Source organism: Acinetobacter sp. TUM15064 (assembly GCF_008980265.1).
Taxonomy (GTDB): domain Bacteria; phylum Pseudomonadota; class Gammaproteobacteria; order Pseudomonadales; family Moraxellaceae; genus Acinetobacter.
In genome coordinates this window covers 1-25968 of record NZ_BKFU01000052.1, presented here as the reverse complement: position 1 = coordinate 25968, position 25968 = coordinate 1, and the positions used below count along the sequence as shown (strand labels likewise).

Annotated in this window: 24 protein-coding genes, 1 tRNA gene and 1 pseudogene; 14 read left to right on the top strand and 12 right to left on the bottom strand. The window is 37.8% G+C overall.

Annotated elements, in window-relative coordinates:
- Positions 1-781, bottom strand: a 781-nt coding sequence (locus GBI16_RS13975; protein WP_151707289.1) for a DNA/RNA non-specific endonuclease, incomplete at its 3' end; no start/stop codon positions are given.
- 101 nt (positions 782-882) lie between these two features.
- A pseudogene (locus GBI16_RS13970) lies at positions 883-1317 on the bottom strand (DNA/RNA non-specific endonuclease); the annotation flags it as partial.
- Positions 1318-1572: 255 nt separating this feature from the next.
- On the opposite strand from GBI16_RS13970, the gene GBI16_RS13965 reads away from it, so the two are divergent.
- On the top strand, positions 1573-2193 hold the full coding sequence (locus GBI16_RS13965; protein WP_151707288.1) for a hypothetical protein: 621 nt from the start codon (positions 1573-1575) through the stop codon (positions 2191-2193).
- A gap of 57 nt (positions 2194-2250) precedes the next feature.
- Here GBI16_RS13965 and GBI16_RS13960 read toward each other — a convergent pair whose 3' ends face one another.
- On the bottom strand, positions 2251-4128 hold the full coding sequence (locus GBI16_RS13960; RefSeq protein WP_086209092.1) for a potassium transporter Kup: 1878 nt from the start codon (positions 4126-4128) through the stop codon (positions 2251-2253).
- A gap of 121 nt (positions 4129-4249) precedes the next feature.
- On the opposite strand from GBI16_RS13960, the gene GBI16_RS13955 reads away from it, so the two are divergent.
- Together GBI16_RS13955 and GBI16_RS13950 are read left to right on the top strand one after the other, a co-directional pair.
- Positions 4250-4340 (top strand) — tRNA-Ser (locus GBI16_RS13955).
- Positions 4341-4523: 183 nt separating this feature from the next.
- The gene (locus GBI16_RS13950) at positions 4524-5726 is read left to right on the top strand and encodes an integrase arm-type DNA-binding domain-containing protein (protein WP_151707287.1); all 1203 of its coding nucleotides are present in this window, start codon (positions 4524-4526) and stop codon (positions 5724-5726) included.
- A gap of 24 nt (positions 5727-5750) precedes the next feature.
- On the opposite strand, the gene GBI16_RS13945 is transcribed toward GBI16_RS13950, so the two are convergent.
- On the bottom strand, positions 5751-7913 hold the full coding sequence (locus tag GBI16_RS13945) for a nuclease-related domain-containing protein (protein WP_151707286.1): 2163 nt from the start codon (positions 7911-7913) through the stop codon (positions 5751-5753).
- A gap of 38 nt (positions 7914-7951) precedes the next feature.
- Positions 7952-9127 carry an MvaI/BcnI family restriction endonuclease gene (locus tag GBI16_RS13940; RefSeq protein ID WP_151707285.1) on the bottom strand — a complete coding sequence of 392 codons (1176 nt, stop codon included), beginning with the start codon at positions 9125-9127 and terminating at the stop codon, positions 7952-7954.
- A gap of 82 nt (positions 9128-9209) precedes the next feature.
- Between GBI16_RS13940 and GBI16_RS13935 the strand changes: the two genes are divergently transcribed.
- From GBI16_RS13935 to GBI16_RS13920, 4 genes are all read left to right on the top strand, one after another.
- The gene (locus GBI16_RS13935; protein ID WP_151707284.1) at positions 9210-10775 is read left to right on the top strand and encodes a DNA cytosine methyltransferase; all 1566 of its coding nucleotides are present in this window, start codon (positions 9210-9212) and stop codon (positions 10773-10775) included.
- A 352-nt stretch (positions 10776-11127) separates the two neighbouring features.
- Complete coding sequence (locus GBI16_RS13930) at positions 11128-12699, top strand: recombinase family protein (protein ID WP_151707283.1); 1572 nt, start codon at positions 11128-11130, stop codon at positions 12697-12699.
- The gene (locus GBI16_RS13925; protein WP_151707282.1) at positions 12681-13577 is read left to right on the top strand and encodes a ParB/RepB/Spo0J family partition protein; all 897 of its coding nucleotides are present in this window, start codon (positions 12681-12683) and stop codon (positions 13575-13577) included. The genes GBI16_RS13930 and GBI16_RS13925 overlap by 19 nt, the downstream gene beginning before the upstream one ends.
- Before the next feature lie 9 nt (positions 13578-13586).
- Entirely contained in the window at positions 13587-14462 is an 876-nt protein-coding gene (locus GBI16_RS13920; RefSeq protein WP_151707281.1) for a plasmid partitioning protein RepB C-terminal domain-containing protein, read from the top strand.
- Positions 14463-14497: 35 nt separating this feature from the next.
- Here the strand turns inward: GBI16_RS13920 and GBI16_RS13915 are convergent, their stop codons facing one another.
- From GBI16_RS13915 to GBI16_RS13890, 6 genes are all read right to left on the bottom strand, one after another.
- Positions 14498-14725 carry an AlpA family transcriptional regulator gene (locus tag GBI16_RS13915; protein ID WP_151707280.1) on the bottom strand — a complete coding sequence of 76 codons (228 nt, stop codon included), beginning with the start codon at positions 14723-14725 and terminating at the stop codon, positions 14498-14500.
- Between the two features lie 90 nt (positions 14726-14815).
- Positions 14816-15712: a hydrolase or metal-binding protein gene (locus tag GBI16_RS13910; protein ID WP_151707279.1), complete on the bottom strand. Its 897-nt coding sequence runs from the start codon at positions 15710-15712 to the stop codon at positions 14816-14818.
- A gap of 210 nt (positions 15713-15922) precedes the next feature.
- Positions 15923-16246 carry a hypothetical protein gene (locus GBI16_RS13905; RefSeq protein ID WP_151707278.1) on the bottom strand — a complete coding sequence of 108 codons (324 nt, stop codon included), beginning with the start codon at positions 16244-16246 and terminating at the stop codon, positions 15923-15925.
- 183 nt (positions 16247-16429) lie between these two features.
- A complete protein-coding gene (locus GBI16_RS13900; RefSeq protein WP_151707277.1) occupies positions 16430-17473 on the bottom strand; it encodes a YqaJ viral recombinase family protein in 1044 nt (347 codons plus the stop codon).
- 148 nt (positions 17474-17621) lie between these two features.
- The gene (locus GBI16_RS13895) at positions 17622-18668 is read right to left on the bottom strand and encodes a DUF932 domain-containing protein (RefSeq protein ID WP_151707276.1); all 1047 of its coding nucleotides are present in this window, start codon (positions 18666-18668) and stop codon (positions 17622-17624) included.
- A gap of 63 nt (positions 18669-18731) precedes the next feature.
- Positions 18732-19049: a hypothetical protein gene (locus GBI16_RS13890; RefSeq protein ID WP_151707275.1), complete on the bottom strand. Its 318-nt coding sequence runs from the start codon at positions 19047-19049 to the stop codon at positions 18732-18734.
- An 825-nt stretch (positions 19050-19874) separates the two neighbouring features.
- Here GBI16_RS13890 and GBI16_RS13885 point away from each other — a divergent pair.
- The 4 genes from GBI16_RS13885 to GBI16_RS13875 are packed head-to-tail and all read left to right on the top strand — an operon-like array spanning position 19875 to position 21232.
- On the top strand, positions 19875-20150 hold the full coding sequence (locus GBI16_RS13885; protein ID WP_151707274.1) for a hypothetical protein: 276 nt from the start codon (positions 19875-19877) through the stop codon (positions 20148-20150).
- A 22-nt stretch (positions 20151-20172) separates the two neighbouring features.
- Positions 20173-20319, top strand: coding sequence for a hypothetical protein (locus GBI16_RS18685; RefSeq protein ID WP_004984451.1), 147 nt, complete (start codon positions 20173-20175; stop codon positions 20317-20319).
- Between the two features lie 17 nt (positions 20320-20336).
- A complete protein-coding gene (locus GBI16_RS13880; RefSeq protein ID WP_151707273.1) occupies positions 20337-20642 on the top strand; it encodes a hypothetical protein in 306 nt (101 codons plus the stop codon).
- Between the two features lie 59 nt (positions 20643-20701).
- Positions 20702-21232, top strand: coding sequence for a hypothetical protein (locus GBI16_RS13875; protein WP_151707272.1), 531 nt, complete (start codon positions 20702-20704; stop codon positions 21230-21232).
- Positions 21233-21406: 174 nt separating this feature from the next.
- Here the strand turns inward: GBI16_RS13875 and GBI16_RS13870 are convergent, their stop codons facing one another.
- Positions 21407-22777 (bottom strand): hypothetical protein, encoded by a 1371-nt coding sequence (locus tag GBI16_RS13870; protein ID WP_151707271.1) that lies wholly within the window; start codon positions 22775-22777, stop codon positions 21407-21409.
- Between the two features lie 124 nt (positions 22778-22901).
- Between GBI16_RS13870 and GBI16_RS13865 the strand changes: the two genes are divergently transcribed.
- From GBI16_RS13865 to GBI16_RS13855, 3 genes are all read left to right on the top strand, one after another.
- A complete protein-coding gene (locus tag GBI16_RS13865) occupies positions 22902-23117 on the top strand; it encodes an AlpA family phage regulatory protein (RefSeq protein ID WP_130144412.1) in 216 nt (71 codons plus the stop codon).
- Positions 23118-23485: 368 nt separating this feature from the next.
- Positions 23486-24763 carry an inovirus-type Gp2 protein gene (locus GBI16_RS13860; protein ID WP_151707270.1) on the top strand — a complete coding sequence of 426 codons (1278 nt, stop codon included), beginning with the start codon at positions 23486-23488 and terminating at the stop codon, positions 24761-24763.
- 31 nt (positions 24764-24794) lie between these two features.
- Positions 24795-25802, top strand: coding sequence for a hypothetical protein (locus GBI16_RS13855; RefSeq protein ID WP_151707269.1), 1008 nt, complete (start codon positions 24795-24797; stop codon positions 25800-25802).
- Positions 25803-25968: the final 166 nt, after the last annotated feature.

Genomic DNA, 25968 nt, shown 5'->3' with positions numbered 1-25968 from the left:
ATATTGGAGTAGATACATTATTTGTAGATTCATTTTTCATGAGATACACCCAAATTTTATCTTCACTTGGGTTATAAACTAATTTGAAAATTCTAGAAGGTTTCCATACTTTGTTTTTGCCAATCTTCACCGAGTTCTCTTGCTTATCAAATATGAGACCCGAAAGGATATAAGTATCACCTTCTGAACGTGATATATATTTTCGAACATCAGCTTCAATTTTTCTCCAAGGGCCTCTATTATTATCGGAATCTTGAGGAAAAATATTAGATAATGCAAAAGTTTGGGCCATACCACGCGCTGAAATTGCATTACCTGCAGGTGCTAAATGTCCTCTATCAACACTAGGTTGAACATTTTTATAATCAGATGCTTTTGCCCGGCCATTTGTGGGTGTTCTTGGATCAGCGTAGAAAAAATCTGTTCGTTGCAGGCCTTCACCTTTATTCTTTATTTGTTTAGCACTTAACTTTTCAATAACAAGGAGGGGGGTTTTTGTCCGATCAGCATATAGTACTGCAAAATTATCAGAACATAACTCTCTAATACCCCATTTAGACTTATTAAAATAAGTTAGCTCTGTGGTTTCTCTGGGGTTTCCTTTAGGGAATAAGTCTTTACAACCATTAAAAGAATTTTGTTTTTGATTATTATCATATAATTCTATTGGTCTTTTTTTAGCTATATCTGAATAATATATATTATTTAAATTCTCTTTAGCAAAAACTAAAGAAGTATTTAAAAAAATACAGGATAAAGTCAAATAAAAACTAAATTTCACAGTTACCTTCTTAATAAAAATGTTGAGTATATTAATTGAGTATACATACTCAATCAAAGCTATTGATTTTAAATATAGAGTATATTTTTAGGGGGGTATACAAGATGTCCACGGTCATAGCCTGAGCCTCGATAGTCGGACAATGTCGCGCGATGGGTTACCGCAACATTTGATTCCTCATGGAAATTATCCTCACGCGGGATTTTCTGACTCAGACGTTGTGGCGTCAACGCTTCTGCTACCCACAGTGGTGTTTTTGAAACACCCGAATACATGACATTAAAACCATTAAAGCACAGTGCATAACTGTGTTTGCTCAAACTAGCTTTCAACAAATAGGGCGGAGTTTCTCGGTAAAACTGCTCTAAACAGGCTGCATTGGAACTTGGACTTAAAGAGACGTATTGCTGAATTTTTTCCTGACCAAAGGCAATTGCAAAACTTCCTGTTGCCACTAATCCCAAGATGAATTTCAGCCCATTTTGATTAAACATTTTAGATACAGACTGACCTGAACCGCTTTTCTTCTTCGCCATCACAACTACATAAACATCTATTTTTCACGAGCTTAACAATCAGCGTATACGAAGTATATCGCTCTAAAGCTATTCGCATAACAATTAAACAAAACTGCAAATTTAGATGATTTTGCATGTAACAAAATGTCTTTTTTGTAGAGTTTTTCTACGGTAACGTGATGCGATTGCGTATCTTTCATTGCTGTCACTTCAAATTATATGCCAAGGTAAAAAGGAATCGAACAAATAATACATGCCTTTTACGGAGTTCTTATGCATTCTAAAATTTTAATGTCAATTGGTTTAATCGGTACAGTGGTCAGTGCTTCTGCTTTTGCTGAACCACCTATTCAACCCGGCGATACGTTGGAAAGCCTATCTCAAGCCAAAATAACCACAACAGTGAACGGTCAACCAGGCTCAATTCAAGAACTCGTAAATTCAGGGCAAATTAAATTACTTGAACCGAATGTTGCAAATGTTCCCGCTCCTGCGAATCAAGCTACTCAGGGTACGCCAAATGACCAAGCTATGATGCCAACCACAACTCAGACTGAGGCGCCCGTGCAACAAGTGATGCCTGATGCATCAGCTCCACAAGAAATCGCCGCCACGCCTACTGAACAACACCCTCTAGCACCGAATGCCGAACTCTCAGCACAACAAGCTGAAGCAGCACTTAATGATGCTGTCGCACCAGCGGCAAATGTAGATATGAACACTGCACCAGCGGCTACACCTCAGCTCGATTCTTCGGCTGAAGCACCTGTAAATGCAGTTGAATCTGACTCATTGCCATCACCTGATGCACCCGCTCAAGCTTTGCCAGATGCTTCAATGGAACAACCCATGCAAGCGATGCCTGAAGCACCAGTCAATGATCCAATGAACTAAGATCACAATTCATTTATCCTCCAAAAAAACCAGCGTAAACGCTGGTTTTTTTAAAGTTTAAATCTCGATTTGACTACCTAACTCAACCACACGGTTCGGCGGGATTTGGTAGAAGTCACTCACCGGACTGGTATTTCTTTGCATCGAAATAAATAATTTCTCACGCCACGGCATCATGCCCTCACCCACCGTACTGATGATCCGCTCACGTGAAACGAAGAAACTGATTTGCATCAGGTTATATTCAAGCTCAATCGCTTGATAAACGGCTTCAAGTGCATAAGGAATGTTCATTTCGTCTTTAAAACCATAATACAATTCAACGCGATAGAAATGTGGATTCATGGTTTCAACATGGAAACGATTTTGTTCCTCTACATACGGCACATCCTGAATTTTGACTGTCAAAATGATGTTCTTTTGATGTAACACTTTATTGTGCTTCATATTGTGTAGCATCGCATGCGGTACAACAGTCGGTGTTCCAGTTAGGAAAACAGCCTCACCTTCAACCCAGTTGGCCTGTTCACCAATACTTTGTACAAATAAATCCAGCGGTAGAGTATCTTGCTGAAGTTTAGCAAAAGTTAATTCTCGACCTTGCTTCCACGTCATTAATAATAAGAAAGCAATACCACCAATCAGCAAAGGGACCCAACCACCTGAAAGCACTTTAAGTGAGGTTGCACTGACCAAGACCAAATCTAAAGTTAAGAATGGAATAATCAGCAGTACCAATTTTGGCATGCTCCATTTCCATGTATAACGAATAAATACAGCAATCAACAAAGTGTCACACAACATAGTCATCGTCACGGCTAAACCATAGGCATGAGAAAGCTGCGAGCTGGTTTGGAAAATCAGAATCAGAATAATAATTGACGCTAACAAGACCCAATTCAGCAAAGGAACATAAATCTGCCCCTGCTCTAAATCTGACGTATGTTTAATATTCAAACGTGGCAAATAACCCAATTGAATCGCTTGACGAGCCAAAGAGAATACCCCTGAAATCACGGCCTGAGAAGCAATGACCGCAGCCATAGTAGCCAAGAAGATCATAGGGTACAAAGCCCACTCTGGCACTAAAAGATAGAACGGGTTTTCAATTGCTGTTGGATCGCGAAGTAATAAAGCCCCTTGCCCTGCATAATTGAGCAATAAACAAGGTAAAACCACAATAAACCATGCCAAGCGAATCGGTACTGGTCCAAAATGTCCCATATCTGCATACAGTGCTTCACCACCCGTTACTGTCAGTACCACGGCTCCCATAATAAAAAACGTCATTAAAGGATGGGTCACAATAAATTGAATGGCCCAATGCGGACTGAGCATGCCTAAAACCAAAGGCGTTTGAATAATGCTCGAAATTCCAAGTATGCCGAGGGAAAAAAACCATAATAAAGTGATAGGCCCAAAGAATTTACCGACAAAAGCGGTTCCATATTTTTGCATCACAAACAAAGCTGTGACCACACTAATTGCAATCGGCACAATATAAGGGTCTAGAGCATCTGTTGCGATGGATAAGCCTTCTACAGCAGATAAGACTGAAATAGCTGGGGTGATAATACCATCCCCAAAGAATAGTGAAGCCCCAATAAAACCAATCGAAATTAAAAGCAATTTTCTACGATCACTAAAATTCGTATTGCGTAAATTGAGTGCAAGCAATGCCATGATGCCACCCTCACCATTGTTGTCTGCACGCATCACAATCGCAGCATATTTAATGGTAATGACCATCGTCATAGTCCAAAAAATAATCGACAGAATACCCAAAACATTCTCTGGGTTAATTCCTAGACCATGTGCAGCATGAAATGATTCTTTCAATGCATAGAGTGGGCTGGTTCCAATATCCCCAAACACAACCCCTAAAGCTGCCAAGGTAATCGCAGGCAGTGCGGCTTTTTTTGCAGTACTTTGCATAATCTTGTCTTCAATTATCGACACTATTTTTGCGAATCATATCATTGAGCTAAAACTTTTGCTCGAATTCAATTGTTTCACCTTGTCGATAGCCCTGTTTTTCGATATTATCCTCCGCCATGGTGAAGTGTCCGAGTGGCTGAAGGAGCACGCCTGGAAAGTGTGTAAACGTTTATAGCGTTTCGAGGGTTCGAATCCCTCTTTCACCGCCAAATTAGCTTCCCGTAGCATCCAGCGGGGTACTGAAAGGCTTAAACCACATAGGTTTAAGCCTTTTTTATTGTTTTGTTAAATCCTAGCACATCCATTGCAATCCCCCATATCGTGGGGGATAATTGGGGGACAGACTTTTTAAGTTATTTTTCGTCCCCCAATTTGCACGGATACCATTAAAAATGCTTACTGATGCTCAAGTTAGAAAAATAAAGCCACTTGATAAAAAAAAGCGCTATTCTGACGAAAAAGGACTATATCTGGAGGTTACACCTTCAGGTGGAAAGTTCTGGCGTTTAAAATATAGATTTAATGGCCGAGAAAGCACCCTCACTATTGGTAGCTATCCAGAGATCACACTTGCTCAAGCTCGCCGTGCACGTGATGAAGCACGTATTCAGCTTTATAATAATATTGACCCTAATGCTATAAAGAATGAACGCTTACAACAAATAAATGAAAGTACTCTTTTCAAATCCCTAGCTATGGAATGGATGGAGGATCGAAAGCCTGTTATTAAAGAAGGTACATATTTACGCGACTTGTCTGTATTTGAAAAAGATCTTTTTCCTGCATTAGGACATATGCCTATTGATCAAATTAAGGGTAAAGATGTTCTTGCTTGCGCTAAACAAATTGAAGCTCGTGGTGCCCAAGAGATGGCTAAACGCTCCATACCTTTAGCTGGGCGTATTTTCCGTTTTGCAATTCGTAAAGGTCTAATCGAGAACGACCCAACTCCCCATCTTCAGGAAGCTCTAAAGCCCCGTAAAGTAAAGCATATGGCTCGCTTAGATATTTCTGAGTTTCCACCTTTCTTAGAACGTATGGATCGTTATCACGGCAATATCCTCGTTAAGACAGCCTTACAGTTCATGACTCTAACTTTTGTGAGAACAGCTGAACTCATCAACATGGAATGGGATGAAATTGATTTTGAGAATAAGTTGTGGCGCATTCCAGCTTATAAAATGAAAATGGCTCTACCCCATATTGTTCCTTTATCACAGCAAGCTATTAAGCTTATAGAAGACCTAAAGCCCCTTACAGGCAATAAAAAATTTGTTTTTTATAATCATAGTACTGCAAAACCTCTAAGCAACAATGCTCTTTTAAGTGCGATTCGCACGATGGGCTATACAGGTAAAATGACTGGACATGGCTTTCGTGGGCTTGCGTCTACAACCTTACATGAGCAAGGCTATATGCATGATGCAATTGAAATACAATTAGCACACACTGTAGGTAACGCGGTATCTCAAGCGTATAACCATGCACAGCACTTAGAATATCGAACAAAAATGATGCAGGAATGGTCGGATTTTATTGATGGATTGAGGGAGAAGATTATTCCATTCCACAAAAAATTCATTATAAACAACTAAATAGAATAAAATATCTCTAAAAAATTAAGCACCACAGCATCTTTTATATTTGGAACCGCTACCACAAGGACAACTTTCATTTCTACCTATCTTGAGTTGGGTATTTCTAATAGGCTGAGTAGTTTTAATTCCTGAAACGGTAGGTCCACCCTTCCGTAGTACATTTCTTTTGTTGTTCATTTTGTAATTATTTACGAGTGCTTGTAATTCTGATGAGTATGACCATTCAAAATCCTCATATATTACTGTTGAAATTTCTAAGGTATACGGGTTAACACAAAATCCAATCCAGCTTTGCGCCTTTTGTGAATATTTTCTACGATCTACATGCTTTTTAAGCCTTGGATAGGCAATATCATGATTATCTATATTGAAATGAATTGTTAGTCCTGTGTTTGAAGCAGAAATTGGTAGTGTAAGATCATGACTAATTCTGTCTTTTTTAAATTTCGCTAACATTTGTTCTATAGCTTCATTAAAAAAATTGATTGTTGATTCATCTAATGAAAGTATATTAAATCCAATTTTTTGAATTTCATAAGATTTTGAAAATGAAGCTTGCTTAAGTAATTTCCCAACATAAGTATCTAAATATCTTGTTAATAAACCATCTGGTACTAATGGAATATCTTTTAAATTATCTCTTCTTGCCATCATGGATAGTTCTAGATCACAAGTGACATTGTCATCAAGCATTACCATGTTGAATTCATCTGGAAAATATAAATTCTGCTGGATATATAAGGCTAAAGTTGATAGCTCATGATTTAATAATAATGAGTTTCCATAATCACTACGTTTAATTAGAAAATCAAATACATGTAATGGGGAAGGTAACATCTCCGATAATGTGTCAATAAAAAATACATCAGTAACGAATGGATGTTTGATTACTTCGTCTTTTGCAGATTCTAAAAATTGTCTAGCTTGAGTGGCTAATGCAGGGTAATGATCTGAAACTACACAAATTGGTAGAATAGTTTTGTATTCTCGGGAGAGTTCGAGAATATCGCCAGTTTCAGTCTTGAAAATAGCATCTTGGGTTTGTATAAGCCTACAACAATCCAATGCTTGGTTATAAGCATTCTCTATTGCTGCTTGGAAATCCTTTTCAATTTGTTGAGAGTTTCCTTTACGCGCAGAAATAGTTAATTTTTTAGATTTTGCTTGAATAATAAGAGCAAGTTTTCCAAATACAACTAATACATCAATTTCACCTGCCTTTTTATTTCCTTTGAATACATCAATATTGGTAAAAACATTTTCTTGACCAAAAATAGTAGCTAATCTAGAGGCAGTAAAAAACTCTGTAAATACTCCCCGGTTGGCACTTGCTTGATCATTGTATGCAGTGTCTTTAAACCAGAAAAAAGGACTTTCATATATCGATTCCCAAAGGGTTTGGGTACTAAAAGCATAATAATTATCATCTATTTGGATAATTGGACATGCATTTGTATAGTTAAAATCATCTACAGATTTAAAACTATTAAGGCCTTTATCTTTAGGACATGACAGTAATATATTAAGGCAAGCTTGTATTGTTTCTAAAGGCAGTTGAGATTCCTGAGCAATCTCTTTCAAATTAAATTGAAAGATTGGCAAAAAAGATTTTTCCCAATTTTCAATACTACTATTTAATAATTGGTTGGCCTTTTGAAGCTGAATTCTTTCTATTAATGAAACAACTGAAACTAACTCAGCAATCGTAAAACATTTATTCTGCTTGAGCCATGCCTCATCCGCTTTGTAACGTATTTGAGAAATATCTCTATATTGGTGTTTAAACGCACCTTCAGCACTGTAGTAAATAGACTCTCTCATGATTGGTCCAGAAGAGAAAAAATTATCACTTGAAAACTGCTCTTGTAAATTTTCACCATTAAGAAACGATTTATGTAGCTCCTCAAATAGATGATAGGTTTTATTTATTTTTGTTGAGAGCTGCTCTCTAGATAATAAGATATTTCCACTATAATTTTTAATAGTAAGGGCTATCAAAGTTGCCAATTCAGTCTTGGAAAGTCTTGTTTTATCATAAGATTTTATGAAAGATTCATTGTTAAGATTTTCTCCTTCTACTACAATGAATGTGTCTTTAAATGCAATAGATGCTAATACTTCAATGAACCCTTCTTCTGATGCTAAATTCTCTAATTCTTGAAATATGTTTTGCTCACTCACCATTTTACAGATCTCTTTTAAAGTTGGGATGTTATAAATATCTAAAAATTATAGTTCTTTGGTTCTGGAAATAATAAGCTCAAGTGTTGCGGTCTAATTTTAAATAAAGGCCCTTTTTCTCTTGCACCGCCAGTCATATTTTTCCGCTTAATCAAATGATCCATCGTAATGATCCCTTGCTCCATTAAAAGCAAAAACTGACTAGCTAATGGATTCTTGGTGTGTGTAATTGATCTAAGCGTGAAGTATTCATCGTCATTGCTTATATGAGTATCTGCCTTAATCCAGAAGGTTTCACGGTGCTTTTCGAGCAATTTATCTCTAAGGGTTTGACCAAGCCAACTGACAACCGAGCCATCATCAATATGAATTTCATTTAATGCATCATTATTAAAATCGACTTCAAAGCCCAATCCTTGAGAATTGTATTTATTGGCAGCTAAAGTACAGTAAAGCTTTAAATCACCGTCACGCTCATAACCATATTTATCCACAATTTGTTGACTGCTTTTAAGTGTACTAATAGACCAATCGGGAACTTGTGCAAATAGATTGGTACGGTTGGAAGCCTTATTTAAACGCGATGATTTCAGTTCAATTCCTTTGTAATCAGGGAAAGGAGATGAGTTTGCCGGAACGCCTAAAGCATGTTCTATGGTCATGCCAATCGCGGTATCGCCTTTCATGATTGCTTGTAATGGACCTTTTTTACTTAACGCTTGTAGTAGCTCAAGTAATTCATTTGCCACTGCTTCATAGTCATTCACAATTTGAGCTAGAACTTGATTCACGGATAAGTCTAGCTTTGAAATATTGAAGATATAAAGCTCACCTTTATCAACAATTAAAGCAATTTCATCGCCGGGTTGAGCACAGCTTTTTAAGCCGTAGATCCAAATACGTGGATCGCCTTTTTTTGTCTCTGGGCGGTACAAGCTTACCTTTTGTTTTTGTGCTTCATCGGCTGAGACAATTAAAAAACATGGATTTAGGACTTTATGATGAGTACCTTGTAATTGATTATCATAATTATGATATTGCTGTTCTTTAAGATACGCACGCAATGAGCCTACAGCGTCCATGATTGATTTATCTAGACCAGTTTGAGTAATAGATAACAAGCCGTAATCAATGCCTTTTTGCGCTAAATACTGACGATTTTTGAGAGAAATTTGATTTTGTTCAGATGTTAAAAGTATGGGAGTTCTTTGATTCATTTTTAATGGATGTAAGCCCTGGATTTTTAGTTAAGTGTACTTTAGAATAGGAATATTTTTTAAATTTAACTGAGTTTATTTTTTGAACTATATTGAATTGTTCGCCGGTTGTGGTGGTTTGTCTCTAGGGCTTGAAGCATCAGGATATAATCTAGTCATTGCAAATGAATTGTCTCCAATGGCAGCAGAGACGTTTTCCTATAACTTTTTCAATGAAAAGTTAGATGGCAATAATGAACCAGAACATGCACTGTGGATCAATTCAAGTTTTTCAAAAGAAGAAATGAGTAAAAGGCTTCGGGAAAACCCAAAGGCTTATCCCCCAATAGAAGAAGGTGGATATACGGACATTTCATCAAAAACAATGCTGAACAAAAAATTATTAGTCGGCAGTATTGTTGAATTAAATAAATTGATGGAGCGTTCCCCTGAGTTGCTAAAGCAAATTCAAGATCAAGGATTACCAAATGGATTGGATTTAGTATCTGGTGGTCCGCCGTGTCAAAGCTTTAGCTTGGCTGGCTTACGTCAGTTAGGTAATGAAAGAAATACCTTACCGTGGGAATTTGCAAAATTTGTTGGATTAACTCAACCTAAGTTTGTTCTTCTAGAAAATGTAACCGGGATTTTAAGAGCTTTTAATACTGAAAAAGGTCAATTCTATGCTTGGTATGAAGTCGCTAAAGCTTTTGCTGGCATGGATTATATTCCTTTGTGTTTACACGTAAATGCGAAGTATGCTGGTGTAGCGCAAAACCGACCTAGATTTATCTTATTGGGTATGCGTGTTGATGTGTTTAAGAACATCATTGATAAGCTTAATAGTGTGGAAAAATCTGCATTTAATCGCTGTTATGAGTTCTTTGAAAAAGTGAAATCTAATCCGGAACTTGAATACGGACATCTTGATTTTTACGATGTAGATAATGATACCGAATTCTTTACTCAATCATTCTTAAAGCCGTTAATTGCTTATAAAGGTAAAGAAATCTCTGTTCAAGATGCTATTCAGGATTTATCGATTACCGATAAAATTGATAAATCGCCGTATGTAGCTCGACTCGATGAACTATTTAATCCGCTGTTGGTAGATCACGAACAAATAAGCAATTATGAGTTAAGAGCCAATGGTATTCATGTCCAAAAGCGTTTTAAGCTTTATCAGAACTTAAATGTCGTATCGAAAGAAACGAAGAAAGAAGTACAGCAAGTTTTAAAGGGCATTACGGACAATATCTCGGAAAAAGCATTTAATGAATTACATGCGCTAGCTTTCTTGAATGATGAATGTAAGCCTGTTCGTTTTTATAGCCGTGATGATTTGGTTCAATATTTAAAAGTTCATCAAACTAAAAAACAAACACAAAAAGCCTTGATACCACATCAACCTGCACCGGCTGCTTTATCTATTCCAGATGATGCATGCCACTATAGCGATTTAAGAACACTTACCGTGCGTGAAATGGCGCGTATCCAGTCTTTTCCAGATAACTTTAAATTCCTGTCTAAAGTGACAACAGGTGGGCAGATGCGCAAATTTGAAGTACCACAATATACGCAAGTTGGTAATGCTGTTCCACCACTTTTGGGCTATGCACTCGGTCAATCCATCAAGTATTTAATTGATTTAAATAATGAAATTAATTAAATACCCTGTATGCTTTTGTCACTTTAAATTACAAGATCTACGCTATCTTTAAATTTATATAGCGTAGATCCATACAAAAAAATTTTGTTATTTTGCTACAAAAGATTTAATTTCTCATTCAGATAATTAAAAAAAATACTTTTAAAACAGATTCTTATTAAATATTCATCTATGGGTAAAGCTCACTCAGATTTCATAAAAACGTCATAATGAAGCCTTAGAGTAATTCTCTTATAAGTTATGACCTGACTCTGGCATTCCTGCTATTTTCCACCATATTTCTCAAAAAAATCGTAAGCAGCTTTAACCCAATTAATTTTTATCTTTTTTAAATTTTACTTAGGTCTCTGTTATGGATTCTTCCCACTCTACACAACAACAAACTTCTGAATCAAAGCACCCTATTTGGGCGGCTCAATATGTCCGAATGTCTACCGATCATCAGCAATATTCGACCTTGAACCAATCCGATAAAATTCAAGAGTATGCTCAAAAACACAATATCAAAATTATTAAAACATATGTGGATGATGGCAAGAGCGGGCTAAGTTTAAGTGGAAGAGCTGGGCTACAGCAATTAATCCAAGATGTAGAATTCCGGCAAATTGAATTTAAGATCATATTAGTCTATGACGTAAGCCGCTGGGGACGTTTCCAAGATGCTGATGAAAGTGCCTATTACGAATATATTTGTAAACGTGCAGGGATCCAAATCATTTATTGTGCAGAACAATTCGCAAATGATGGGACTCCATTCACAACCGTTATGAAAAGCTTTAAACGGACAATGGCTGGCGAATATAGCCGTGAACTCTCCAATAAAGTTTTTATTGGTCAATGCCGCTTGATCGAATTAGGCTTTAGACAAGGTGGAACTGCTGGCTATGGTCTAAGACGCGCACTGATCGATCAGCAAGGAAACTTCAAAACTTTACTTAAAATGGGTGAACACAAAAGCTTTCAAATGGATCGTGTCATTCTTGTCGCGGGTCCAAAAGAAGAAATTAAGGTTATACACCAAATCTACGAATGGTTTATTCAACACAACTTATCCGAATCTCAAATCGCAGAAAAACTAAATTCAGAAAATATTAAGACAGATTTTAACCGTGAATGGACACGAAATACGGTTCATGAAGTCCTCACTAACGAAAAGTACATTGGTAATAATGTCTTCAATAAAACCTCTTTTAAACTTAAAAAAGCACATGTTTCCAACCCCACAGAACAATGGATTAGAAAAGATCAGGCATTTGAAGCTATTGTACCGCTAGACATGTTTTACACCGCTCAAGGCATAATTCGAGAACGTTCACGTAAATATACCGATGAAGAATTATTAGACTTGTTAAGGACTTTGTATCAAAAGCATGGCTTTCTTTCTGGTCTTATAATCAATGAATCTGAAATTACACCAAAGACTGGAGTCTATTCCAATCGTTTTGGGAGTCTACTCAGAGCCTACGAACTCATTGGATTTAAACCTGAGCGAGACTTTCACTATGTCGAAATAAATAAGTTCTTACGAAAACTACACCCTGAAATCACGCAGCAAGTGATTAGTGAAATGGCAAAATTAAATGGCGCCTACATTCAAAAAGACCCGTTAAGTGACCTTATATTCATCAATGATGAAATCAGTATTTCCTTAGTTCTGACCCGCTGCCATAAATTAAACAGCGGCAACTATCGCTGGAAAGTAAGATTTGACACCATACTAAACCCAGACATCACTGTTGTTGTTCGCTTGGATGCCACAAACACAACAATAAAAGATTATTACCTTTTACCTAGATTAGATTTTATGTGTGGCAAGCTCAGTCTTGGTGAGTTCAACCCTGTCGAATTAGAAAGCTTTAGATTTACAAACCTGAACTACTTATTTGGAATGGCGGAGCGTGTCAAATGGAAATATATAGCTTAGAAAGCAACTCAAATGCACCTGTTTCTATGATTCCAATCGAACATATTGAAATCTTAAATCCAAGAGATCGGAATGAAAAAGTCTTCGCTGAGATTGTAGAAAGCATCCGTACTGTGGGGCTGAAAAAACCCATCACAGTCACCAGAATATCTAATCAAAACCGACCCTATCAACTCATTTGCGGTGAAGGAAGAATCCAAGCATTTAAGCAGCTTGGAGCAACAGAAATCCCAGCTCGCATCATTGATGTAAACAAAGAAGAAGCCTTAATCATGAGTCTGGTTGAAAATATAGCTAGACGCCAACATCGTGCGATGGAGTTTTTAAGCTGTATAGAACGCCTGTCAGATTTAGGTTATGACAAACATGCTATCTCTAAAAAGACCGGATTAGTTCCTGAGTATATTCAAGGCATTTTAACTTTATTAAAAAATGGTGAGGAACGATTACTTTATGCCGTTGAACAAAAGAAAATTCCGCTCAGTGTTGCCCTGAATATTTCAAAAACTGCTGACAACAATTCAGATATTCAAATTGCTTTACAAGAAGCATATGAAAGTGGCGACCTAAAAGGACATCAACTTTTACAAGCGAAAAGAGTTATCGAAAGAAGGCAATTGGTAGGTAAAAATCTAAGCTACGCCCCTAATTCCAGAACAAGTAAAATTTCTGCAAATGATGTTGTTAAAACATATCAAAAAGAAGTGGAACGGGTACACAACTTTGTCAAAAGGGCAAACCATACTCAGCAAGTATTGGCATTTATCGCTGGTGCTATATCCCATTTAAGAAAAGATGAAAATTTCTTTAATTTATTACGGGCTGAATCACTCGATACCTTACCGCAATATTTAGAAGTTCAATTAGCTGAAAAATAGGATGTACATATGCAAGAGGTAAATATCGCATTTCAACTGACCCCATTATACCTTAAGCCTAGTCAACTTCTTTTAAGCAAAACCATACTTAAAAGTACCATTTATACAAAAAAATATGGGCAAATCAAGGCTTCAATTAAAGATATTGGGATTATTGAACCCCTTATAGTAAGTTCAGCAAACAGCAAAGCTCAGTATATTTTATTGGATGGACATATACGCTTTGAAATTTTAAAAGAATTAGGTTATACCCTAATCCCCTGCTTACTCTCTTCAGATGATGAGAGCTACACTTACAATAAAAAAATCAATCGCTTAGCTACCATTCAAGAACACTTCATGATTAGACGGGCAATAGAGCAAGGTGTCAACGAAGAGCGTCTGGCTACTGCCTTAAATATAGACATCAGAGCTATTCGTACCAAAATGAATTTACTGAATGGTATTTGTCCTGAAGTGATTGAATTACTGAAAAATCGTGAAATTTCTCCTAACATTTTCCCTCTTCTTCGAAAAATGAAACCCCTGAGACAAATTGAATGTGCAGAGCTAATGCTATCTCTCAATAACATAACCGTACCCTATGCAAAGGCTCTCCTGATGACAACCGAACCAAGTATGCTTAAAGAACCAACAAAAAAAATAAAGAAAATGGATAATTCATTCGAAGCGATTAAAAAAATTGAAAATGATCGAGCTAATTTACATGTCCAGTTTAAAATTCTTGAGCAAGATTATGCTCAAGATACTTTAAACTTGGTTCTAGCTACTGGTTATTTAAAAAAGTTGCTTTCAAACAACAATGTTAAAAATTATTTAATTAAAAACCATCCAGACATATATACTGAATTCGAAACTGTTACTAAACCAGCGTTACACGAGTGAAAATACGAAAAATAAGGGAGCTCTCGCTCCCACCTTTAACGACTTTGTATCTTAGCTTCAATCCATTGATGAACTTCTAAAGCAACCCAACCAATACGCGACTCACTTAAACGCACTGGTTTTGGAAAACTTGGATCATAATACCTTGAACTGTCATTAATCATTTCGTAGATCTTTGCCCGACTAATACTTGTGAATTGAATGACTTCTTTCAAATTAATAATTTGATTCATTACAAAAGTTTGACCTGTAATCGCATTCATGATGTTTACTCCTAATCTTTAATGCGAGCAGCAATTCGCTCAAATGATTGAGAGATTCGTAAAAATTAACTTTCGCATTTTACCGAAGTCTCAACTTACTGTGCTGACAGATTGCTGCAAACCGTTCTGAACATCCTGCACTTGCGTTAAGCCCTGAACTTGTTTCTGATCTTGCTGTTGATTGCTCGCAGTATAGAACTCCTCAACAATCACATCGCCTTCCTCCCCATCCACTTCAAATTGCGCATTGCCATAACCTTGCCGAGCCACTTGATCTAAAGCCACTTGATTAAAACCACACAATTTACTTTTCTGATCAATCTCCTTAGCGGTTTGAATCGCCTCCTGTAAATGAATACCTTCACGTAGTGTTAAATCCACGTAATACACAGGTGTTCGATAGCTTTGCATGGTGCTCTTTCCTCTTAAAGTGAGTTGCAGAGGTAGGCATGAAAGTAAGCCATTGGATGCAGCGTGGTAGTAACTGAGTCGTGCGGCTAAGGTGCGAATGCTATTAAAACCAGTGGTTCTAAAAACGAAAGTACCGAACTCATCCGACTCATCAAGATTCACATACAACCGCCCATAAGGCTTACACAGCCCACCTTGCGCTAATTGACATAGATCAGGAGATGGACAGGGATGATGCTCTACGCCTTGATTGGTTAAGCGCTGACAAGTTTCTCCATTACCCACACACACGGCGCGTCCTGTCTGTCGATCAAATAAACTGTACTCTGCTCGAAGGTTGAGTTCAGGATCATTAAAGATCATCCGTACTGGGATACTACGGAGTTTTTGATTGGGAGCTTTGGCTCGGAGTTGTTCATCGAGTGGATGTTTCACCCAACCGTCCTTGTTTTGGATTTGGGAAGTTAAGGTAAATTGGTCATCTTTTTCAGGGATGCGTTTACCATTTTTCTCAACCATCTTACCAATACTGATCCTCCCGAGTATTGGCGGTGTAATAGCTAAACCTTTAATCATGGTGTTTCCTCTTTTCTGTGAATTAAATAAACATAAAAAAATCCCATGCAATTACGCATGGGATTTTGGATTGAATGATTTAGTTAAGCATTTATAAGCGAATGCTGTTTTTCAATCAGCATTACAATAGATCAATAGAATTGCATCTAAGCCTAAAGAATTTTGATTAGCTTCTTATACTATTGAAATTCATAATAAAATTTCTAGTTATCAAATATGATCTTGTTTTTCGACATCCTCAGAACTTACACCATATGTTTCAAAGAAATCATGTTCACTCCAAGCTTCGCAATAATCTCTTGGCAAACCAGTAATATTCATCATAAATTGAATTGAGTTTTCAACGTCAAATACTGAAGGTGTAAACAACTGGCCATAAGCTTTTCGATCTTCTTTAGCTTGATCAACATCTTCAGGATTAGGATCGTCAATAATATCAATGAAATGCATATATCGCCAATGAGCTATCTCTAATCTCTCAATTTCAGATGGATTCAAACTTTCTAAAATTTTTTTAGCCACTTCTATTTTCATTAAATCACCTTTTAATTTGATCGTAATTAAATTTAATATATTTGAAATATATTGAATTTTCTTGTTTTAACTAAATATTGCACAGGAATCTACAATAATACCAATTCTTGCAAGAAAAATGCTTTAACTAAAGTAATGGGATTTTTAGCATCTAGTTACGTATCTGTTTAGACTAATTCATCTTCAATTGTCATAACTATAAATGTTAAAACGCCGTGTGCCCTGTTTAGCTTGTGGAAACTGATTTAAATATTCAGGGTACTGCTTGAGTAAGGCCTTACTATCTAAACAGACCGAGTCCTTAGACTTTTTCCACGTCACTGAACCTGTTTTAAAGGTGGCACGTTCAGTCTCTTGCATCTTGGCCTGAAGCTGATGTTTAAGTAGATCGAACTGCTCCTGATGCTTTTCAACTTGATTACGTACTCGGATCAGTTGCTCAAACTGTTGATTGGCTTGCTCATCTTCAGATAAGTCTGTGGTAGAGAGTGGTACATGTTCGGGATACAGCAGTTGTAAAGCTTTGGCTGCGGATTCACTGGCATCGGCTTCAGGTGGGGTATCCTTTTCCACACACTCCCAGAAGTAACGCTCGGCATTGACGATATGCTGGATCACTGACTCAGAACGCGTGACTTTAAAAATACGGGTTTCATGTCCACAGAGCAACACACAAATATGCGCTGCTTTTTTTCCTGTCACTGCCAATTGATGTTGCACCTGACACAGCACGTATAAAGGCACACCATCTCGCCACAGCTTAGCTCCGTATTCCCCTGCGGTTTTACATTCCAGAATTTGTACATCGGCATCTCCCACCACGGAATAATCCAAGTTGGCTAACATAAAATGCTTGTCTGGATCAGGGTGTTGTAATATGGCATTGACCCGACGGACTTTATAGTTGGTATGCATGCTGTAGTATTCCGCAACTAAAGGCTCCAGCCGTTTACCCCAGTACAAGGGTGCATGGCCTTCGCTTTCATCTTCAATGTTTTGTTGAATCCGTCCTGTTTTAATCATCCATAGTTCCAACATCGACATATACGGATTGAGCCCGCAGGCTGCGGCACAGTCACTGCTGCCAATACCCTTGCGTCTGACTTCCAGCCATTCGGCTTGGGTCATATTTTTAGTCTCTACGAAACGTTTTGCGGTGAAGAGCTTTGGGCGATTGGTGTAGATATTGAGTGTTGCGTTGTTTGGATGAATTACGGCTGAGTTCATAACGATTTCCTGTCATTATTGAATTTTGGGCATAAAAAAGCTGCGTCCGTAGACACAGCTTTTGAATAAAGTAGTTAAGTCATTTGTAAGATTGAGCGTTTAAGTATGGTGATGAGTCGGCTTAGGCTAATCAATTAATGATTTGAAATTAGGCTAACATCCGTAAAACTTGTTCGAGTCCACGTTGCTTAAGCCCTGCTCCAGCACCAAACCATGCAGAATCCAGACGGTGATCTTGACTCATGGCACGACGTTCGTAATCGGCAAACTCGGTGATACTGCAAAGTAAGCCATAAGCGGTATCTTTGGCTGAACTCAGTTCCGCTCCTCGACCATGCCCGTTAAACATAGTCATGACTTTCGACATGGCACGTCCATTCGGTTCAGTCTTGTTTTCAGCTTTAGTGGATTGGTTCCCTTGGGTAGCGACATTACGATAGAACTGAATAATGCCTTCATCCTGTTCAATTGGACTTAAGCTGGTATTGTTAAACACTGCATCAAAATAGGCTGCTGCTTCAGTCTGTGTGACTTTACGCTGACTGAGTTGTTTCATTTCATACATGTGTTCATCCCATGCACGAACTGAAATACCCAGTTGCTGTTTAATCTTCTGGGAATCGAACTTGGTGCTGTGCGGCACTTTGACTACACCTGCACTTGCGTTCTGACCTTTTAAGGCAATCGCTAAAGTGTTGTTACACACTACGCGGATACTGGTGAATTGTGCTGTGGTGGCCAGTGTTCCATCACAAGCAGTGGCTAAGAGGATGTAACCATTGCTGACATCCTTTCCTTTTAAAGCCGAGGTCTGTCCAGTTCGTGCTAATGCCCAGAACTTCTTGCCACCCTTGAGTACACCAGCGGTTTCCAGTTCAAAACCCGATTGTTCAGTTAAATCACGGTAAAACTCCAAGATCTGTTTAGGTTGCACTTCCTGATAACGCTGACTGACCACAGACAAGGGAGCATGAGTATCCGAACGATACAGTACACGTTGTTCCTCATAAGGCATGATGATGCTTTGTCCTCGATCATTTTTAGCCATATAGCTGACATCAGAGGATTCAATCCGCCAGTCCATACCCGCTTGTTGTGCCCAGACTTCAATCGGTTGGTTTTGCGTGAGTTGGTTGCCTAAGCCATGCCAAGGGGTTTCACTGACATAAGCCATTTGTTCAAGTTGATGTGCCATGATTTTAATTCCTGTAAAAAGTTAAATTGCTGTAAAAAGTAATTGGATAAATTCATTTAAAAATTAGTTACGGATGCTTGGACTAAAATCACGGTCACAGTCATTGCAGTAATAATGTCCGGTATAGACAGGATGCGAGCTGTTTTGAACTTCATCCTCTGTCACCAACATCCAAATGCCACCGATCAGGACACCCACTAAGGCGCCTGCAATCGGGGGGATGTTTAAACTTTTAGAAACACTGATGCCTAAAGTGGCCAGTGCTAAAGGAGACATCACATTGTTTTGTGCTGAAGGTGAATTGCTGTTGATGACTAAATGTTGTGGAGATTCCAGCAGTACCGTGTCTCGGGACTGACAATAAGGACATGGCAAACTCATCTGAATAATTCCTGTAATAAAAATGAGTGAAATAAAAAAAGCCTGCTTTGGGGGAAAGCAGGCAAAGCGTAAATTGGGTTATTGCATAGGCTGTTTTGAAGGAGCCACATGCTTCTCATTTAAATGATATGTATCTGTATTTTTTTAGAATGTGATTTTAATCGATGCTTTTTTAAATCAATTTTAATGACTTGATACAGGGATCAATTGACCTGATTTTTATCAGCGATTATGATGCAAGGGCTGGCCTACATTGCCAGTCGGTTTTGACAGACCGCAGATCCAGCACGGTATATGAAAGTAATTTTGTATGTCGTGGAACCCTCGTGTCCCCCTGTTGTTGCGGTAGGACGGGAGGGGGACGCCTTGTGCGTGCTGGTTCCTTGGATCCCAGTCTGTCAACCCCTTCTCGTTCTGCCACCATAATCAATTGACAGTGATTCGGTAGAACTTCTTATAATTCCAAGGAGTCATCAATCATGATTCAATTTACTGTGCTTTCTTCCCCTGCACTCGCTTCATTTATTCCTACTTCTCGACTTCGGCATTTCATACCGATTCCAACTTTATTGTCTTGCCCTGTGCTCTGATTGATTTCACCGCACTGTTCAACCACTGAGTTTTTAATTCAGGGGGTGCTTTGTGCTGGAAAAACCTTATGAAATTGATCGCACAGCTCATTTTAATTGTCGTCGTGGTGGCGATGCTTGGTCCCTTTATTTTTGTGCTAGGCGGACTATGGCTGCTGATTTATCTGGCAGGCTGGCATAAATAAACCCATCCGTATGACTTTAGAACAATAGATAACAATGATTTGGAACAGAAATGAAATATCAAACTTGGTTCGGGGTAATGACTATTGTCCTGAGTAGCACCCTGCTCACTGCCTGTGACAGCAAAGTCAAACGTGACTTTAAAGCAGGTTGTCAGGCGGGTGGTTTAGACCGCTCTACCTGTGGCTGTATTTACGACAAAGTCGAAGCACATTACTCGCCTGAATTTATGGAAAAAATGGCGGATGTCACAGTTCGAGAAACGATGCAACCACCTGAAGATTTCAATGTGGTGATGGCAAACGCTGTTCAGCAATGTCAGTCATAAATTCAAGTATCTGGGGAAACACATGAAAAACTATTTAATTATCGGCTATGTGCTGATCGCACTGATTTGCTCAGTGTATTTCAAGAATTGCAGCAGTACCGCGCATTACAGCTATGCCTACAACCTTGGCAAAGCCGTGGTCTGGCCTGTCACGATTTTTAAGAACTAAGCCAGAGGAATAACCAAATGAAAGAACTCATCTTGACCTGTGGCCTCAGTCTGATCTGCACCTCGCTGTTTGCACAATCTAATTCAACAACTGTGATTGTTAAAAAGATCGAAGGCTTTAGTGAATCAGGTGATGCCTTTAGTTTTAAGACCACTACAGGTAAACGCTATCAAGTTTATAACGCAGGTGGTAGCAATCCGATTCAGGGTGAAGAACTGATTTCCAGTTCAATCAAAAGCAAGAAAGCCATTTGCTTACGTTTAGATACAGACAAAACTGAACCACGTTTGGTGCAATCGGTTCATAAAGGTAAATGTAAATAACCACTAAGAACGAACGACGACTTTATTTATGAAATAAGCAATTTTTTAGGAATTCAGCCATGAAACTGATCCACCCGATTCTTATATCCAGTTTACTATTACTAGGCTTAACCGCATGTAGTCCAGCCAAAGAATCTCAAGCAACAGCAGAACCCCAAGCAGCAGATCAAAATACGGCCTCTACTGCAAATGGCACTTCTGATCAGTCTGAGACGAGCAATCAATCCGAGGATGATTTTGTCGTTGATAAATCGTTTTTAGAAAATGGTGCTGATGCTGAGCAGGCACAAGAACTGTCACAGGAACCGCCATTACAAGAAGAATTCGAAGTTCGTGTTCGCCGTGATGAATCGCAATATTCAGGTACAGGCTATGTGGATAAACTCAATATCATGTCACTAAATGATGATCCGACCACCCTGACGAACGTATCAATCAACCGTGGTAATTGTAGAACCAAAGGCTTTTATGATTATCAGAATATGCGCTATGGCTCAGTGGCCCAAGTCTATCTCGGTTGTGCTGCTGAAAATGTGCGTGAAGTGACCATTACCACCAACAGCGGTTTGACCTATACCTATAATTTTTAGGCATTCAAAACACCAAATTTTGACGCGTTTGGTAACGCGAAATTTGATGTTATACTGGACGAAACTGCTGACCGATCCAGTCAGCAGTGTAGCCAATTTAGCGTAAAAAATCGTAATTTTGGCAGTTTGTACGAGTGTAAAGATTAGTCCTTGTCTTAGAAAAATAAAGGTTTTTTACTCATCCGTATACAAACTTGCAAAACTGAAAGGTTTAACTTTTTCGGTATACATCTTTGTACCTAGGTTATTAGCTGTTATATCAAATAACTCTTTTCTGCGGTTAACCGATACGTTCTGAGTAATGTTCCTGTAAAGGTCAAAGCTATCAGTTGAATCTAAAACATAGGGCGTAAGCAAATTAGTTTCATTACTTATTATATAATTGGAAAATTGAGTGACTGGTCTAGTTTTGTCCAAAAATTCGAAATACAGGGCAAATAGGTCATTCCGAATCGCAGTTTCTGTAAAATGTACAACCAGTCTCAGGTCAGCTTTATCTTTTGCAGCGGCATTATATGAATATTTTATGCCTACTGACTGAAGTAAATTAGCAATATAATCAAATAGGTGCTTAGTATTCTCATTTTTGTATTTCACAGGCCTTTTTGAGGCAAGCTGTTGTTCCTTTAATTTATAAACCGTATAACAAAGTAAGTTGATAACTCCAGTGCCCTTTTTCGATGTTTTTTTCAATTTCTCAGCATTAAGTATCTGGATAATTCGCTCTAACTGCTTTAAACGTGAAGTATTTGGACGATCAACACCTGTTGAAGAGGATGTATGATTCAATTTGTATGTTGCAAATTCCAAGTAATCTAACAAAGCATCTACCACTGGAACTCTAAAATTTTCAGCTAACCGTAATGTTAAGTAATCCTCACTATGTGCTTCATCTTTAAACATAGCCGAATCAGTAAGTGTTATATGACCTACCTCATATCCTTTATTTTTAGCCAAAATTTCAAAGTCATGTAAATATCGATAAATATCAGCTTCGAATTTTTTAACTCTTGAATATTCATCGTGACTAAACGGTGTTTTACGCTGCTCTGATCTGGAAAAATGATTTTCGATGCTAAACCATGTTAGAAACAAATGCTCAGGATCAAAGCGATACGTCACTAAGTATCGAATATCGATATGTTCTGTCAATTTGATATACGCCTCTTTTAGCTGCTCATTGCCAACTAAAAGATTCTTAAACTTCAAGCAAAGCTGATCAGTTTCCTTGACAAATAAGTCGTTACCTAGATGTTTGATCAATAGAGCTTCACTCCCCCGATTGATCTTATTACGCCCGTATTGAATACAATCAAAAATATAACTGCTTACCTTCTTTTCAAAATCCAAAGCATTCTGGAAATTTTCTTCTTTAAGCAAAAATTCGCCACATACATCTCCGATAAGCTCTCTAATTTCAACTTGGTAGAAATCATTCAGCCAATGATAAAAATCAGAAAACTCCCGTGATGTCTGAATTTGATGAATAATATTTATCGTTTTCAACATTCTCATAAAACGTACCGAGCAATAGTCTTTATCCACGTCACACCAAATTTTTATATATTTTTCAAAGTATTAAAATATATTATTTTTTCATTAAAAAATATATCCACCATAAATCACAATTCAGTCGAACCAAAAGCAACATAGTCTATGGAGTTCGATCATGAGTAATGATCTTGAAAATGAATCGATAAAAATTATTCGATTACCAAAAGTCATCGATACATGTGGATTATCACGTAGTTCAATTTACGAAAAACTCAACCCCAAATCGAGGCGATACGATCCAACATTCCCAACTCCTATTAAGATAGGAGTCTCAGCCGTAGGCTGGCTACAACACGAACTCAATGAATGGTTGATTTCGAAAAAAGCATAAGCATTAGGTGCTTATCTTTTCACTCACGCAGAACAGAATTTATCGATATGTCAGATAGGGACTTGATCTCAAGTGCCCTTGTTAACCGTTGTTGCCTCTAATTTTAGAGTGTTGGTTTTTATATGATTAAGATATACACACTATTAACATATCTAAATGATTAATATGGTTATTTATATAATCTACTGATCTATATATTTATACATAAGATAAGTAATAGATTCGATATCAGTTCAATGAGTACAAACCATTAAGTTTGTACTCATAACTTAATGAATTCAATATCTTATAGATCATATTCAGATTCAATACATACTATAGGTTAGATGGCAGCAATTTGTATTTTTTTACAGATTGGAACTATATCTATGACGATTAGAGAAATGGATCAATTTAAACCTGACCTTGAGTTCATGTGTAGACTTGAGCCCATGCAAACCGTAACTCCTCCAGAAGAGCTGGAGTCATCAACTGAGGTTGAAGTTGAGACCGAAGAAGCATTATCGAAACAAATTGATGAGGTCGGTATCAACGTTGAGCAAGACAATGCTTACTCAACTAATGCAGATAATAGCACTGAATTACGAAACTTACTGACAAATAACCTGCTGTTTAAACAACAGTTAGACCCGCAAATTGTTGCATGTGTAAATGCTATTCTCTTATGCAATGAAATTAAAAAACAACGAGCAACTTATCTTTATCGTTGGATTCAGTCTAAGCAAAAAGACTTGGTTCCAGATCACTGGGAATTAATTTATCCCGAACTATCGGAATTAATTCGAAGTTTTTTATTAGCGACAAAAAAGTTAAACACACCCATGCAGTTGAAGTGTGAAGAGTTTGGTTTAGTAACAGCAACGTTCAATCAAGTAATTCCAAGTGATCCATATATTTTATTTGATTTGGTTAATTACCCAAATGATCAGCTCAACGTACTAGATGCAAATGGAATGGCGACAGGTCTTAAAAAGTCTGTAGCTGTGATCAGTAATTCTATTATTCAAGGAATTTTTAAAGGCTTAAAAGATCCAAAATTTGTCCAACAGGTGAATGACCGTCGAAAGATGGCGAGAAGGCGTGAAAAGAATGCACTGAAATACGTTGATATGGTTCGCAAATCATACTCGCGTTTATTGGGTGTACGTGTTGACTTTTATCTACCAGCAGATAAGAAACATTTTACCCATAAAGAAATCGTAGCGCATTTTCATACGATTTTACAGAAACTACGTCGCAGCAAATCTTTGCACTTAAAAGGCTACGTGTGGAAGCTTGAGCATGGCGTAGATCAGGCGTTGCATATTCATGGCTTTTTCTTTTTTTGTGGTAGCAAGCATCGTGAAGACATTAGCTTAGGTCGGATGATTGGTGAAATGTGGGATAAGCAAATTGATGGTAAGCATAGCTATTTTAACTGCAATACCAGTAAAAATCGCAAGAAGTACAAATACGATGCTTTGGGCGTAATCAACCGTAATGACCAAACCAAATACGACAATATTGCAAAGGTGATTCACTACTTTGCCAAGTTTGAACAGTACGTCTTACATAGCAGCTTAGAACGCGTCAAAACTCTCAATACGGGAATTTTACCTCATCTACGTAGGCAGATGGGTCGTCCGAACCTTACTCAACATTATTGATCTATTTAACCCTATTACAGAGATTTTCAACATGAACCAAGTATTTGTACCAAACGCACAACCTTTATTTGTTAATCATACTCAAACACCACCGAATGTTTACCCAAGTGGAACTGGTGGTTTTACTTCAAACGTCACAATGGTTCGGCCTGCTTTTGGGGATATTCTATTTAGTCAAATCGCACTCGGACTGATAAATTTCAGCAAGCAGTTAGAGCAGGCTAAAATTAAGGTCTATGCTAAACCCACAGCAGCATGCCCATACCCTGCTATGAATCCACTATTTGTTTGGGCCCTACAGCAAGCACCGCTATTTGCTCATTTCATTGATCTATTTGAAGGTTTTGAACCCCATCCTCACTTAGAAGGCTTTCATCAATTTTCACTGCAAAATATCGGTTTGGTAACCTCTCCGCAGCCTATTCCAAACTATATATTTGAAAATAACTTTGATTTTTTTCGTGGTCAGTTATATGTCGCTAAAGCAAAGCTCCAAGCGAATAAATATGAAGCACAAGTGCAAAAACTTCGTAATGAACAGAAAACCGTCTTCAGACGCGTTATGCAAACACAAGACCAAGCCAATTGCATTTTCTTAGAGTTACCATTGATTACGCAAACTGACCCACCCCATTACCAGACACAGGAAGAAGCAGAGAAGGAATCAATAAAGATACTGAAGAAATACTTCCAGTGGCTACATGGGGCTAAACAGCTCAGCGGTATACTTTCTGATATTCAGTGGCGTATCGTCAAAGGGCTTGATCATAAGCTAACAGCACAAGCATTCATTTACATCCTAGGCGATGAAATTGATTATTTACCGTTGCTCAAAGAACAATGGGAATTCACCTGCTCTGATTATCAGTTTCAAGGCATTTTTCCAGAGCCGAAATACACCCATTGCTATGATGGGCAAGGTATTGTTCAAAAGACATGGTTACAACTGATTGAACGCGTACATGAGCCACTTGGTTTTTATCGTTATAAGGGTAATGGAATTACTTATGTGTGGAAAGAATATAGTGGGAATGTATAGTAAATAAAGCTATAAGCAGAAATAAAAAATAGCATCAAGTGTATTAGTTCAGACTTAATCTGACATAGGTCTTGAAAAAGAAGAAGTTACCGATTTTGATTAAAGGTGTCGAATCTCAATCAATAAGGGTAACTTCTCATGTTGCATACTAACAATCAAATCATCA

Excerpts from the sequence above, each read along its gene's own strand:
- GBI16_RS13965 (WP_151707288.1), top strand. The coding sequence starts at position 1,573 with ATGCATTCTAAAATTTTAATGTCAATTGGTTTAATCGGTACAGTGGTC.
- GBI16_RS13960 (WP_086209092.1), bottom strand. The coding sequence starts at position 4,128 with ATGCAAAGTACTGCAAAAAAAGCCGCACTGCCTGCGATTACCTTGGCA.
- GBI16_RS13950 (WP_151707287.1), top strand. The coding sequence starts at position 4,524 with ATGCTTACTGATGCTCAAGTTAGAAAAATAAAGCCACTTGATAAAAAA.
- GBI16_RS13945 (WP_151707286.1), bottom strand. The coding sequence starts at position 7,913 with ATGGTGAGTGAGCAAAACATATTTCAAGAATTAGAGAATTTAGCATCA.
- GBI16_RS13940 (WP_151707285.1), bottom strand. The coding sequence starts at position 9,127 with ATGAATCAAAGAACTCCCATACTTTTAACATCTGAACAAAATCAAATT.
- GBI16_RS13930 (WP_151707283.1), top strand. The coding sequence starts at position 11,128 with ATGGATTCTTCCCACTCTACACAACAACAAACTTCTGAATCAAAGCAC.
- GBI16_RS13925 (WP_151707282.1), top strand. The coding sequence starts at position 12,681 with ATGGAAATATATAGCTTAGAAAGCAACTCAAATGCACCTGTTTCTATG.
- GBI16_RS13920 (WP_151707281.1), top strand. The coding sequence starts at position 13,587 with ATGCAAGAGGTAAATATCGCATTTCAACTGACCCCATTATACCTTAAG.
- GBI16_RS13915 (WP_151707280.1), bottom strand. The coding sequence starts at position 14,725 with ATGAATGCGATTACAGGTCAAACTTTTGTAATGAATCAAATTATTAAT.
- GBI16_RS13910 (WP_151707279.1), bottom strand. The coding sequence starts at position 15,712 with ATGATTAAAGGTTTAGCTATTACACCGCCAATACTCGGGAGGATCAGT.
- GBI16_RS13905 (WP_151707278.1), bottom strand. The coding sequence starts at position 16,246 with ATGAAAATAGAAGTGGCTAAAAAAATTTTAGAAAGTTTGAATCCATCT.
- GBI16_RS13900 (WP_151707277.1), bottom strand. The coding sequence starts at position 17,473 with ATGAACTCAGCCGTAATTCATCCAAACAACGCAACACTCAATATCTAC.
- GBI16_RS13895 (WP_151707276.1), bottom strand. The coding sequence starts at position 18,668 with ATGGCACATCAACTTGAACAAATGGCTTATGTCAGTGAAACCCCTTGG.
- GBI16_RS13890 (WP_151707275.1), bottom strand. The coding sequence starts at position 19,049 with ATGAGTTTGCCATGTCCTTATTGTCAGTCCCGAGACACGGTACTGCTG.
- GBI16_RS13885 (WP_151707274.1), top strand. The coding sequence starts at position 19,875 with ATGAAATATCAAACTTGGTTCGGGGTAATGACTATTGTCCTGAGTAGC.
- GBI16_RS18685 (WP_004984451.1), top strand. The coding sequence starts at position 20,173 with ATGAAAAACTATTTAATTATCGGCTATGTGCTGATCGCACTGATTTGC.
- GBI16_RS13880 (WP_151707273.1), top strand. The coding sequence starts at position 20,337 with ATGAAAGAACTCATCTTGACCTGTGGCCTCAGTCTGATCTGCACCTCG.
- GBI16_RS13875 (WP_151707272.1), top strand. The coding sequence starts at position 20,702 with ATGAAACTGATCCACCCGATTCTTATATCCAGTTTACTATTACTAGGC.
- GBI16_RS13865 (WP_130144412.1), top strand. The coding sequence starts at position 22,902 with ATGAGTAATGATCTTGAAAATGAATCGATAAAAATTATTCGATTACCA.
- GBI16_RS13860 (WP_151707270.1), top strand. The coding sequence starts at position 23,486 with ATGACGATTAGAGAAATGGATCAATTTAAACCTGACCTTGAGTTCATG.
- GBI16_RS13855 (WP_151707269.1), top strand. The coding sequence starts at position 24,795 with ATGAACCAAGTATTTGTACCAAACGCACAACCTTTATTTGTTAATCAT.